The organism is Streptomyces marinisediminis, from assembly GCF_026262575.1.
GTDB classification, from domain to species: Bacteria; Actinomycetota; Actinomycetes; order Streptomycetales; family Streptomycetaceae; genus Streptomyces; species Streptomyces marinisediminis.
In genome coordinates, this window is record NZ_JAPKFL010000017.1 from 113,217 (window position 1) to 125,790 (window position 12,574).

Genomic DNA, 12,574 nt, shown 5'->3' on the forward strand with positions numbered 1-12,574 from the left:
GGAGCACCGGCGGGCGCCCCCGAGCCGACCGCCGCCCGCGACGCGGACCGGGCCGCGGAACACACCGCTGCCGCCGGGCGGGACGGCGGCGGGACCGGAGGCGGCGCTGCCGCCGGGGCCGGTGGCGGGGCCGGAAGCGCCGATCGGGGCACCGGAACGGGCCACTGACCGCGAATTGGACCTTTCCCGGACACCGGGCGGCCCGGTTTTATCAATGATGGCGCAGGCTCGGTCGCGAAGTGGACTTCGTGGCCGGTCCGGGTGGCGTGCCGAACGGGCCTACGATGGACCGTGTCGGCCGTCTCGCCGCCTTCACCGCTTCCGTACCGTTAGTCGTCTTTCCGCCGAGTGAGGTCAACCGTGTCCACCACGTCCCCCAGCACTTCCCCGACCCCCGAGACCGGCACCGCGCGCGTCAAGCGCGGCATGGCCGAGCAGCTCAAGGGCGGCGTGATCATGGACGTCGTCACGCCGGAGCAGGCGAAGATCGCCGAGGACGCCGGTGCCGTCGCGGTCATGGCCCTGGAGCGGGTCCCGGCCGACATCCGCAAGGACGGCGGCGTCGCGCGCATGTCCGACCCGGACATGATCGAGGGCATCATCGACGCCGTCTCCATCCCGGTCATGGCCAAGTCCCGCATCGGCCACTTCGTCGAGGCCCAGGTCCTCCAGGCCCTCGGGGTCGACTACATCGACGAGTCCGAGGTCCTCACCCCGGCCGACGAGGTCAACCACAGCGACAAGTTCGCCTTCACCACCCCGTTCGTCTGCGGTGCCACCAATCTCGGCGAGGCCCTGCGCCGCATCGCCGAGGGTGCCGCGATGATCCGCTCCAAGGGCGAGGCCGGCACCGGCAACGTCGTCGAGGCCGTGCGCCACATGCGCCAGATCAAGGGCGACATCGCGCGCCTGAAGGGCCTGGACAACCACGAGCTGTACGCCGCGGCCAAGGAGCTGCGCGCCCCCTACGAGCTGGTGGCCGAGGTGGCCGAGCTGGGCAAGCTGCCCGTCGTGCTCTTCTCCGCCGGTGGCGTCGCCACCCCGGCCGACGCCGCGCTGATGCGCCAGCTCGGTGCCGAGGGCGTCTTCGTCGGCTCGGGCATCTTCAAGTCCGGCGACCCGGCCAAGCGCGCCGCCGCGATCGTGAAGGCCACCACCTTCTTCGACGACCCGAAGATCATCGCCGACGCCTCCCGCAATCTCGGTGAGGCCATGGTCGGCATCAACTGCGACACCCTGCCCGACGAGGAGCGCTACGCCAGCCGCGGCTGGTGACCAGCGCCCCCACGCACGGCCGCCTGCGGGCGGCCCGGCCCCCGCGGGCCGGGCCGCCCGCAGGCGCTGGTCCGAGAGGTACACCGTGAGCAACCCCGTCATCGGCGTCCTGGCCCTGCAGGGCGACGTCAGGGAACACCTGGCGGCGCTCGCCGGAGCGGGCGCGGACGCCCGTGCGGTGCGCCGGCCCGAGGAGCTGGCCGAGGTCGACGGCCTGGTCATCCCGGGCGGCGAGTCCACCACCATCTCCAAGCTGGCCTCGGCCTTCGGGCTGCTGGAGCCGCTGCGCGCCCGGGTGGGCGAGGGCATGCCCGCCTACGGCTCCTGCGCGGGCATGATCATGCTCGCCGACAAGATCCTGGACCCGCGCTCGGGCCAGGAGACGATCGGCGGCATCGACATGATCGTGCGCCGCAACGCCTTCGGCCGCCAGAACGAGTCCTTCGAAGCCGCCGTGGAGGTGACCGGCGTCGACGGCGGCCCCGTCGAGGGGGTCTTCATCCGCGCGCCGTGGGTGGAGTCCACCGGCGCCGGGGCCGAGGTCATCGCCGTCCACGACGGGCACCCCGTCGCGGTGCGCCAGGGCCGTCTGCTCGCCACCGCCTTCCACCCCGAACTGACCGGCGACCACCGGGTGCACGAGATGTTCGCACAGATGGTGCGGGCAGCGGCGTGACGCGCTGACGGTAGGATCGGGCGCACTGGTAACCCGTTGGTGACATCGAAGGAGCGAGGCTGTGTCCGGCCACTCTAAGTGGGCAACCACCAAGCACAAGAAGGCCGTGATCGATGCCAAGCGCGGCAAGCTGTTCGCCAAGCTGATCAAGAACATCGAAGTCGCCGCGCGCATGGGCGGTGCGGACCCGGACGGCAACCCCACGCTCTACGACGCCATCCAGAAGGCGAAGAAGCAGTCGGTCCCCAACAAGAACATCGACAGCGCGGTCAAGCGCGGCGCCGGCCTGGAGGCGGGCGGTGCCGACTACGAGACGATCATGTACGAGGGCTACGGCCCCAACGGCGTCGCCGTGCTCGTGGAGTGCCTGACCGACAACCGCAACCGCGCGGCCTCCGACGTGCGCGTCGCGATGACCCGCAACGGCGGCTCGATGGCCGACCCCGGCTCGGTGGCCTACCTGTTCCACCGCAAGGGCGTCGTGATCGTCCCCAAGGGCGAGCTGGCCGAGGACGACGTGCTCGCCGCCGTCCTGGAGGCGGGTGTGGAGGAGGTCAACGACCTCGGTGAGTCCTTCGAGGTGCTCAGCGAGGCCACCGACCTGGTCGCGGTGCGCACCGCGCTCCAGGAGGCCGGCATCGACTACGACTCCGCGGACGCCAACTTCGTCCCCACCATGCAGGTGCAGTTGGACGAGGAGGGCGCCAAGAAGATCTTCAAGCTGATCGACGCCCTCGAGGACAGCGACGACGTGCAGAACGTCTTCGCCAACTTCGACGTCTCCGACGAGGTCATGGCCAAGGTCGACGCCTGAGCTTCGCCGGGCGCCCCGCCTCCGTGCCCCACCCCGCCCCGGACGCCCGAGCACGGCGCGCGCGGCCCGGGCACCGGCCCTGGGCCCCACCGGACGGCCGCGCCGCCGCCGTGGCGCGCCGCGTTGTCGGTGCGGCCCGGTAGCCTGCGTCGAACGGCTCGCCCGGCAGGGGCGGCGAGGTGACGACAGGGGAGGGGCGCGCGTGCGTGTGCTGGGCGTGGACCCGGGGCTGACCCGCTGCGGCGTCGGCGTGGTCGAGGGCGTGGCGGGGCGTCCGCTGCGCATGGCCGCCGTCGGCGTGATCCGCACCCCGGCCGACGCCGAGACCGCCCAGCGGCTGGTGGAGATCGAGCGCGGCATCGACGGGTGGCTGGACGCCCACCGGCCCGAAGCCGTCGCCGTGGAGCGGGTGTTCAGCCAGCACAACGTGCGCACCGTGATGGGCACCGCGCAGGCCAGCGCCGTGGCCCTGCTGTGCGCGGCCCGGCGCGGGCTGCCCGTCGCGCTGCACACGCCCAGCGAGGTCAAGGCCGCCGTCACCGGCACCGGGCGGGCGGACAAGGCGCAGGTCGGCGCCATGGTCACCCGGCTGCTCCGGCTGGACGCCCCGCCCCGTCCCGCCGACGCCGCCGACGCGCTGGCGCTGGCCATCTGCCACATCTGGCGCGCTCCCGCGCTCAACCGCCTCCAGCAAGCGCACCAGGCCGTCCGCGCCGCCCGAACCCCCCGCTCGCGAAAGGGCACCGTCCGATGATCGCTTTCGTCCAGGGCCCGGTGGCCGCGCTCGCGCCCGACGCCGCCGTCATCGAGGTCGGCGGCGTCGGCATGTCCGTGCAGTGCGCCCCCGCCACGCTGGCCGCCCTGCGCGTGGGGGAGCGGACGAAGCTGGCCACCTCCCTGGTGGTGCGCGAGGACAGCCTCACCCTCTACGGCTTCGCCGACGACGACGAGCGCCAGGTCTTCGAGCTGCTGCAGACCGCCAGCGGCGTGGGCCCCCGGCTCGCCCAGGCCATGCTCGCCGTCCACCGGCCCGACGCCCTGCGCCGAGCCGTGGCCGCCGGGGACGAGAAGGCGCTCACGGCCGTGCCCGGCATCGGCAAGAAGGGCGCGCAGAAGCTGCTGCTGGAGCTGAAGGACCGGCTCGGCGCGCCGGTCGGCGGCGCCGCGCCCGCGGCGGCGGCCGGCGCCGCCGGGCCGGCGCCCTGGCGCGAGCAGCTCCACACCGCCCTCCTCGGCCTGGGCTACGCCGCCCGGGAGGCCGACGAGGCCATCGAGGCCGTCGCCCCGCAGGCCGAGGCCGCCGGCGGCGGGGCCGTGCCGCCGGTGAGCACCCTGCTGCGCGCCGCACTCCAGACCCTGAACCGCACCCGCTGAGGCGCCCCGCGCCCCGGCCCGAGGAGACAGTGAGCATGACCCGGGACGACGACCAGGGCGCCAGCGCCCCCGCGGACGGCGACGCCTACGCCGCCGCACCCCCGGCCACCGGCGGCGAGCGCCTGGTGGGCGCCGACGCCGACGGCGAGGACACCGCCGTCGAGGCCGCGCTGCGGCCCAAGACGCTCGCCGAGTTCGTCGGCCAGCCCAAGGTGCGCGAACAGCTCGACCTGGTGCTCAGGGCCGCCCGGCAGCGCGGCGCCACCGCCGACCACGTCCTGCTCTCCGGCGCCCCGGGCCTGGGCAAGACGACCCTCTCCATGATCATCGCGGCCGAGATGGGCGCCCCGATCCGCATCACCTCGGGCCCGGCCATCCAGCACGCCGGGGACCTGGCCGCGATCCTCTCCTCGCTCCAGGAGGGCGAGGTGCTCTTCCTGGACGAGATCCACCGCATGTCCCGGCCCGCCGAGGAGATGCTCTACATGGCGATGGAGGACTTCCGCGTCGACGTCGTCGTCGGCAAGGGCCCGGGCGCCACCGCCATTCCGCTCGAACTGCCGCCGTTCACCCTGGTCGGCGCCACCACCCGGGCGGGCCTGCTGCCGCCCCCGCTGCGCGACCGCTTCGGCTTCACCGCGCACATGGAGTTCTACGAACCGGCCGAGCTGGAGCGCGTCGTCCACCGCTCCGCGAAGCTGCTGGAGGTCACCACGGACGCCGCGGGCGCCGCCGAGATCGCCGGCCGCTCCCGCGGCACCCCGCGCATCGCCAACCGCCTGCTGCGCCGGGTGCGCGACTACGCCCAGGTCAAGGCCGACGGCGCCGTCACCCGGGAGATCGCCCGGCAGGCGCTGGCGGTGTACGAGGTGGACGAGCGCGGGCTCGACCGGCTGGACCGCTCGGTGCTGCACGCCCTGCTCAAGCTGTTCGGCGGCGGCCCGGTCGGGCTGTCCACGCTGGCGGTGGCCGTGGGGGAGGAGCGCGAGACGGTCGAGGAGGTCGCCGAGCCGTTCCTGGTGCGCGAGGGCCTGCTCGCCCGCACGCCGCGCGGGCGGGTGGGCACCCCGGCGGCCTGGGCCCACCTGGGCCTGACGCCCCCGCCGCGGCCCGCACCGGGGGCGCCGGGGGGCCAGTCCGGGCTGTTCGACGGCTGACCGGCGGCGGTGCGCGGAAGGCCGGGTTCGCCCCGCACCGGAACCTCCACCGCCGGCGAAGCGTTGTTCCAGCGGCAGAGCCTCGCCTAGACTCCGCCGATGCCGCCCCTGGGGCGGCAGACTCATCCATCACCCCCCAGGCCGCTCGCGGCCCTGCAAAGGACACTCTTCCGCCGTGGATATCGCATTCCTTCTCCCCCTCCTCATCCTCATCGGCTTCATGTTCGTGATGACGAGGTCGGCCAAGAAGAAGCAGCAGCAGGCCATGCAGATGCGCGACCAGATGCAGCCTGGCACCGGCGTCCGCACCATCGGCGGCATGTACGCCCGGGTCAAGGAGGTGGGGGACGACACCGTGCTGCTCGAAGTGGCCCCCGGTGTGCACGCGCTCTACGCCAAGAACGCCGTCGGCGCGGTGCTGGAGGCCGAGGAGTACGAGCGCATCGTGCACGGTGAGACGCACGGCGAGGACCCGGTGGTTCCCGACGACGCCTCCACGCTGACCGGACCGAGCGGTTCCGCGGACGCCGTCACGGATGAGAAGATCGACCTGGGCAAAGACGGCGAGGCGCCCGGCGCTGCGGACGAGCACCCCCAGGACTCCAAGCGCGACGGCGACAGCGGCCCGAAGTAGCCGCTACGCCGCCGGACCCTCGGTCCGGCGGCGCCGCACGTTCCGCACATCATCTCGCGTGCTGCGCGGTGACCACCGCGCGCGGGCGGCCGGACAGGGAGAAACGACAAGGTGGCGACACCGAAGAAGCGCCGGAGGTCCCCCGGGGCGCAGGGGAAACCGGGGCGTGCCCTCGCGTTGATCATCGCCCTCACGGGGCTGCTGGTCGGAGGCATGTTCCTCGCCGGTACCAAGAGCCCGCGCCTGGGCATCGACCTCGCCGGCGGCACGAGCATCACGCTCACCGCTCAGGAGCAGCCGGGCAAGGGCGACGCGATCAACCCGGCCAACATGGAGACGGCCGCCTCGATCATCGACCGCCGGGTCAACGGCCTCGGTGTGTCCGAGGCGGAGGTCAAGACCCAGGGCGACCGCAACATCATCGTCAACATCCCCCGCGGGACCGACGAGGAACAGGCCCGTGAGCAGGTGGGCACCACGGCCGAGCTCGGCTTCCGCCCCGTGCTCAACGCCGTTCCCGCCGCCGCGCCCGCCCCCGAGGGCGAGCCCTCGCCGAGCCCCGAGCAGAGCGCGGGCGAGCAGGACGACGCCGCGGAGGGCACCGGCGACGACAAGGCCGAGGCCCCGGAGGGTGAGGAGTCCCCGGCGGACGAGGGCGAGGAGTCCCCGGCCGACGAGGCCTCCAACGAGCCCAGCCCGCAGGGGGCCCGCCAGGGGCCGGTGGACGAGCCGACCCCCTCGCCCGGCGCCCCCGAGGAGGGGGAGCAGCCCGGGGGCGAGGAGGAGCCGCAGGAGAGCCCGGTGCCGCCCGAGGGCCAGGAGGAGGCCGCCGCGCTCATGCAGCGCCTCCAGGAGCTCGACTGCTCCACCCCCGAGGCCCGCGCCAACGCGAGCCAGGCCGTCGCGGCCGCGGAGAACTCCGAGCCCGTCGCGGCCTGCGACCGGGAGGGCGCCTACAAGTACGCGCTCGGGCCGGTCGAGGTGCCCGGCACCGACGTGACCGGCGCCGACGCGGTCTTCGACCAGCAGCGCGGCATCTGGATCGTCACGATGGACTTCAACGACGCCGGCGCGGGCAAGTTCGCCGACGTCACCGGGCGCATCTCCACCCTGCCGCAGCCGCAGAACCAGTTCGCCATCACGCTCGACGGCGAAGTCGTCTCCGCCCCCTCCGTCTCCTCCCGCATCGGCGGCGGGCAGGCCGAGATCAGCGGCAGCTTCGACCAGGATTCGGCCGCCGACCTCGCCAACGTGCTGAAGTTCGGCGCGCTGCCGATCAGCTTCCAGGAAGCGAACGTGGTGAGCATCTCGCCCTCGCTCGGCAGCGACCAGCTCCAGGCCGGGCTGATCGCCGGCGGCATCGGGCTGGCCCTGGTCGTGCTCTACCTGCTGTTCTACTACCGGGCCCTGGCGCTGGTGGCCATCGCCAGCCTGCTCCTCATGGGCGGGCTGACCTACGTCGTCATGTCGCTGCTCGGCCCGGCCATCGGCTTCGCGCTGAGCCTGCCGGCGGTCTGCGGCGCCATCGTCGCGATCGGCATCACGGCGGACTCCTTCATCGTCTACTTCGAGCGCATCCGGGACGAGGTCAGGGAGGGCCGGTCGATCCGTCCGGCGATCGAGCGGGCGTGGCCGCGGGCGCGGCACACCATCCTCATCTCCGACGTGGTCTCCTTCCTCGCCGCCGTCGTCCTGTTCTTCGCCGCGGTGGGCTCCGTCCAGGGCTTCGCGTTCGTCCTCGGCCTGACCACCCTGCTCGACGTGCTGATCGTCTTCCTGCTGACCAAGCCGCTGACGAGCCTCCTGGCGCGCCGTCCGTTCTTCGCCGACGGGCACCCCCTGTCGGGCCTGGACCCCAAGCGGCTGGGAGTCCGGCCGCCCATCCGCGGGCGCCGCTTGGCCCCTGCCACCGCTGAGCCGAAGGAGGCCTGACGTGACCAGGATCGGTGCACTCGGCGCCAGGCTGAACCGCGGCGAGGTCGTGACCGACATCGTCAGCCGCCGCAAGCTCTGGTACGCGGTCTCCGCCCTCTTGATCGTCGTCTCCCTGGCCGGGCTCGGCGTCAAGGGCCTGTTCATGGGGGTGGAGTTCCAGGGCGGCGCGGTCTTCACCACGCCCGCCACGCAGGTCACGGTCGAGGAGGCCCGCACCTCCGCACAGGAGGCGACCGGCAACGACGCCCGCGTCCAGCGCCTGGGCAACGGCTCGCTGCGCATCACGGTCACCGGCCTGGACACGCAGACGTCCAACAGCGCCCGCGCCGAGATCGCCGAGGACATCGGCGTCGCCCCCCAGGACCTGGGCGTCGAGCTGGTCGGCCCGAGCTGGGGCGACCAGATGACGAGCAAGGCGCTCACCGGCATGGTGATCTTCCTGGTGCTCGTGAGCGTGTACCTGGCGATCACCTTCGAGTGGCGCATGGCCCTGGCCGCCCTCGTCGCGCTCCTGCACGACCTGGTCATCACCGTCGGGGTCTACGCGCTGGTGGGCTTCGAGGTCACGCCCGGCACGGTGGTCGGCGTTTTGACGATCCTCGGATACTCGCTGTACGACACCGTGGTCGTCTTCGACAAGGTCAACGAGAACACCCGCACGCTGACCAAGCAGAGCCGCCGCACCTTCGAAGAGCTGGCCAACATGGGCCTGAACCAGACGCTGGTGCGCTCGGTCAACACCTCCGTCGTGGCGCTGCTCCCGGTGGCCGGACTGCTGCTGATCGGCGCGGGCCTGCTCGGCGGGGGCATGCTCAAGGACATCGCCCTCTCGCTCTTCGTCGGCCTGGTCGCGGGCACCTACTCCTCCATCATGATCGCGACGCCGATCGTGGTGGACCTCAAGCGGCGCCAGCCCGAGGTGCGCGCCCACACCCGCCGGGTGCTGGCCAAGCGGGCCAAGGCCGCGGACGGGGGCGGTGACGACGCCGACGCGGCGGACGGCGCCGAGGGCGCCGGCGGCCCGGACGACGCGGGGCCGGACGCCGACGCGGGGCCGGCCGCCGACGCGGAGGCGACCGACACGCCGGCCGACTCCGGGGAGCCGCGGGGTGCGGAGGAGCCGCGCGACGTGGCTCCGGCCGGTGCCGGCGTCGTCTCCCCGCGCCGTCAGGACACCCCCGGCGGCCGCCGGGGCCGGGGCGGCGCCGCGGGGAAGCGGCGGTGAGCGGCGTGACGTCCTCGCCCCCGCTGCCCGCCGACGTCTGCGACCTGCTGCTCAGCCGCATCCGGGACGTGCCGGACCACCCCAGGCCCGGCGTGGTGTTCAAGGACATCACCCCGCTGCTGGCCGATCCGCGGGCGTTCACCGCGCTGACCGACGTGCTGGCGCGGCGGTGCGCCGCGCTGGGCGCCACCAAGGTCGTCGGCCTGGAGGCGCGCGGGTTCATCCTCGCCGCGCCCGTCGCGGTGCGGGCCGGGCTCGGCTTCGTGCCGGTGCGCAAGGCGGGCAAGCTGCCGGGCGCCACGCTCGGCCAGGCCTACGACCTGGAGTACGGCAGCGCCGAGATCGAGCTGCACGCCGAGGACCTCACCGCCGGGGACCGGGTGCTGGTGATCGACGACGTGCTGGCCACCGGCGGCACCGCGGAGGCGTCGGTGCGCCTGATCCGGCGTACCGGCGCCCGCGTCGTGGGCACCGCCGTCCTGCTGGAGCTCGGCTTCCTCGCCGGCCGGCCCCGGGTGGAGGCCGCACTCGACGGCGCCCCGCTGGACGCGCTCCTGGCCGTCTGACCGCACCGTCCGCCACAGCCTCGCGCCGGGCGGCCCATCCAGGGCCCGCCCGGCGCGGGGCTGTGCGGCGCGGGGCTGTGCGGCGCGCCCGCACGGCCGGCCGCCCGAGCGGCCCGGACGCCCGGCGCCGGGGATCGATACCATGGCAGTCCAGCCGTTCCGTGGCCGGAACCGTTCGAGGAGTGCTCTTGCCAGACGAGGCCCAGCGACTCACCGCCACCGAGCGAAGGGACACAGGCACCGCCCAGCGGCCCGCGACGGGCGCGCCCGGGGATGCCGCGGGCCCCAGCCCGGCCGAGGCCGAGTCCGCCGCGCCGCGCCCGGCCGCGTCCGCGCCGGACCGGAAGCCGGAACGCAGGGGCGGCGAGAAGCCCGGCAAGCAGCACCCCGCGTCCGCCGCCCGGCCACCCGCCCCGGCCCCCACCAGCTCCGGGTCGGGGGACGGCGCCCCGGCCCGCGCGATCTCCGGCGTCTCCGGGCGCTACGGCTCCTCCAACCGCGTCCGCGCGCGCCTGGCCCGGCTCGGCGTCCAGCGCTCCAGCCCCTACCACCCGGTGCTGGAGCCGCTCCTGCGCATCGTGCGCGGCAACGACCCCAAGGCCGACACCGCCACCCTGCGGCAGATCGAGAGCGCCTACCAGGTCGCCGAGCGCTGGCACCGCGGGCAGAAGCGCAAGAGCGGTGACCCCTACATCACCCACCCGCTGGCGGTCACCACGATCCTCGCGGAGCTGGGCATGGACCCGGCCACCCTGATGGCCGGCCTGCTGCACGACACCGTCGAGGACACCGAGTACGGCCTGGAGACGCTGCGGCGCGACTTCGGCGACCAGGTGGCCCTGCTGGTCGACGGCGTCACCAAGCTGGACAAGGTCAAGTTCGGCGAGGCGGCCCAGGCCGAGACCGTGCGCAAGATGGTCGTCGCCATGGCCAAGGACCCGCGGGTGCTGGTCATCAAGCTGGCGGACCGGCTGCACAACATGCGCACCATGCGCTTCCTGCGCCGTGAGAAGCAGGAGCAGAAGGCCCGCGAGACCCTGGAGATCTACGCCCCGCTCGCCCACCGGCTGGGCATGAACACCATCAAGTGGGAGCTGGAGGACCTCGCCTTCGCGATCCTCTACCCCAAGATGTACGACGAGATCGTCCGCCTGGTCGCCGAGCGGGCGCCCAAGCGGGACGAGTACCTGGCCACCGTCATCGACGAGGTGCAGGGCGACCTGCGCGGAGCCCGGATCAAGGCCACCGTCACCGGGCGGCCGAAGCACTACTACAGCGTCTACCAGAAGATGATCGTGCGGGGCCGGGACTTCGCCGAGATCTACGACCTGGTCGGCATCCGCGTCCTGGTGGACACCGTCCGCGACTGCTACGCGGCACTGGGCACCGTGCACGCCCGGTGGAACCCGGTGCCCGGGCGGTTCAAGGACTACATCGCGATGCCGAAGTTCAACATGTACCAGTCGTTGCACACGACGGTCATCGGGCCCGGCGGAAAGCCCGTCGAACTGCAGATCCGCACCTACGACATGCACCGCCGCGCCGAGTACGGCATCGCCGCGCACTGGAAGTACAAGCAGGAGGCGATGGCCGGCGCGTCCAAGGTCCGCACCGACGCCGGCGGGCGCGGCGGCAAGGACACCGTCAACGACATGGCGTGGCTGCGCCAGTTGCTGGACTGGCAGAAGGAGACGGAGGACCCGGGCGAGTTCCTGGAGTCGCTGCGCTTCGACCTCTCGCGCAACGAGGTGTTCGTCTTCACGCCCAAGGGCGACGTGATAGCGCTGCCCGCCGGGGCGACGCCGGTGGACTTCGCGTACGCGGTGCACACCGAGGTGGGGCACCGCACCATCGGCGCCCGGGTGGGCGGCCGGCTGGTGCCGCTGGAGTCCACCCTCGACCACGGCGACACGGTGGAGATCTTCACCTCCAAGGCCCCCGGCGCGGGCCCCTCGCGGGACTGGCTCGGCTTCGTCAAGTCCCCCCGGGCGCGCAACAAGATCCGCGGCTGGTTCTCCAAGGAGCGGCGCGACGAGGCCATCGAACAGGGCAAGGACGCGATCGTGCGCGCCATGCGCAAGCAGAACCTGCCCATCCAGCGCGTCCTGACCGGAGACTCCCTGGTCACGCTCGCCCACGAGATGCGCTACCCCGACATCTCCTCGCTCTACGCGGCCATCGGCGAGGGCCACGTCACCGCGCAGAACGTGGTGCAAAAGCTCGTGCAGGCCTTCGGCGGCGAGGAGGCCGCCAACGAGGACATCGCCGAGACCTCGCCGCCGCTGCGCCGCACGCGCGCGGGACGCCGGACGAGCGCCGACCCCGGGGTGATCGTCAAGGGCACCGAGGACGTGTGGGTGAAGCTGGCCCGCTGCTGCACACCGGTGCCGGGCGACCCGATCATCGGCTTCGTCACCCGGGGCAGCGGCGTCTCGGTGCACCGCGCGGACTGCGTCAACGTCGACGCGCTCGCGCGGGAGCCGGAGCGGATGCTGGACGTGGAGTGGGCGCCGACGCAGTCCTCGGTGTTCCTGGTCGCCATCCAGGTCGAGGCGCTGGACCGCTCGCGCCTGCTCTCGGACGTCACCCGCGTCCTGTCCGACCAGCACGTCAACATCCTCTCGGCGGCCGTGCAGACCTCCCGCGACCGGGTCGCCACCTCCCGCTTCACCTTCGAGATGGGCGATCCCAAGCACCTCGGCCACGTGCTGAAGGCCGTGCGCGGGGTGGAGGGCGTCTACGACGTCTACCGCGTGACCTCCGCGCGCCGGACCTGACGGGCGGTCCGGCCGCCGTCCGTCGCGGTACCGCACCCGACGACGCGGCGGGCCCCCGGGCACACCCCCCCCGGGCCCCCCCCGGCGCCCCCCCCCGGGGCCCGCCCCCCGACCGGCCGCGGACCCGCCCCGCCCCGCCCC

At 73.6% G+C, this 12,574-nt stretch carries 11 protein-coding genes; all 11 read left to right on the forward strand.

Translation table 11 applies throughout. The features are described 5' to 3' along the window. Positions 1-360: 360 nt before the first annotated feature. Positions 361-1,275: a pyridoxal 5'-phosphate synthase lyase subunit PdxS gene (gene pdxS / locus OSB71_RS15910; protein ID WP_502362180.1), complete on the forward strand. Its 915-nt coding sequence runs from the start codon at positions 361-363 to the stop codon at positions 1,273-1,275. 85 nt (positions 1,276-1,360) lie between these two features. Next, the gene (gene pdxT / locus OSB71_RS15915; protein ID WP_265948707.1) at positions 1,361-1,951 is read left to right on the forward strand and encodes a pyridoxal 5'-phosphate synthase glutaminase subunit PdxT; all 591 of its coding nucleotides are present in this window, start codon (positions 1,361-1,363) and stop codon (positions 1,949-1,951) included. Between the two features lie 61 nt (positions 1,952-2,012). Then, entirely contained in the window at positions 2,013-2,765 is a 753-nt protein-coding gene (locus tag OSB71_RS15920) for a YebC/PmpR family DNA-binding transcriptional regulator (RefSeq protein WP_265948708.1), read from the forward strand. 202 nt (positions 2,766-2,967) lie between these two features. Next, positions 2,968-3,519, forward strand: a complete 552-nt coding sequence (gene ruvC, locus OSB71_RS15925; RefSeq protein WP_265948709.1) for a crossover junction endodeoxyribonuclease RuvC — start codon at positions 2,968-2,970, stop codon at positions 3,517-3,519. Further along, on the forward strand, positions 3,516-4,139 hold the full coding sequence (ruvA, locus tag OSB71_RS15930) for a Holliday junction branch migration protein RuvA (RefSeq protein WP_265948711.1): 624 nt from the start codon (positions 3,516-3,518) through the stop codon (positions 4,137-4,139). The genes ruvC and ruvA overlap by 4 nt, the downstream gene beginning before the upstream one ends. A gap of 35 nt (positions 4,140-4,174) precedes the next feature. Further along, the gene (ruvB, locus tag OSB71_RS15935; RefSeq protein WP_265948712.1) at positions 4,175-5,296 is read left to right on the forward strand and encodes a Holliday junction branch migration DNA helicase RuvB; all 1,122 of its coding nucleotides are present in this window, start codon (positions 4,175-4,177) and stop codon (positions 5,294-5,296) included. 175 nt (positions 5,297-5,471) lie between these two features. Next, entirely contained in the window at positions 5,472-5,930 is a 459-nt protein-coding gene (yajC, locus tag OSB71_RS15940) for a preprotein translocase subunit YajC (protein ID WP_265948713.1), read from the forward strand. 111 nt (positions 5,931-6,041) lie between these two features. Beyond that, positions 6,042-7,862, forward strand: coding sequence for a protein translocase subunit SecD (gene secD / locus OSB71_RS15945; RefSeq protein WP_265948714.1), 1,821 nt, complete (start codon positions 6,042-6,044; stop codon positions 7,860-7,862). A 1-nt stretch (position 7,863) separates the two neighbouring features. Continuing rightward, the gene (gene secF / locus OSB71_RS15950) at positions 7,864-9,090 is read left to right on the forward strand and encodes a protein translocase subunit SecF (RefSeq protein WP_265948715.1); all 1,227 of its coding nucleotides are present in this window, start codon (positions 7,864-7,866) and stop codon (positions 9,088-9,090) included. Continuing rightward, the gene (locus OSB71_RS15955) at positions 9,087-9,656 is read left to right on the forward strand and encodes an adenine phosphoribosyltransferase (RefSeq protein ID WP_265948716.1); all 570 of its coding nucleotides are present in this window, start codon (positions 9,087-9,089) and stop codon (positions 9,654-9,656) included. The genes secF and OSB71_RS15955 overlap by 4 nt, the downstream gene beginning before the upstream one ends. 188 nt (positions 9,657-9,844) lie before the next feature. Next, complete coding sequence (locus tag OSB71_RS15960) at positions 9,845-12,433, forward strand: RelA/SpoT family protein (RefSeq protein ID WP_265948717.1); 2,589 nt, start codon at positions 9,845-9,847, stop codon at positions 12,431-12,433. Positions 12,434-12,574: the final 141 nt, after the last annotated feature.

Excerpts from the sequence above, each read along its gene's own strand:
- ruvA (WP_265948711.1), top strand. The coding sequence starts at position 3,516 with ATGATCGCTTTCGTCCAGGGCCCGGTGGCCGCGCTCGCGCCCGACGCC.
- ruvB (WP_265948712.1), top strand. The coding sequence starts at position 4,175 with ATGACCCGGGACGACGACCAGGGCGCCAGCGCCCCCGCGGACGGCGAC.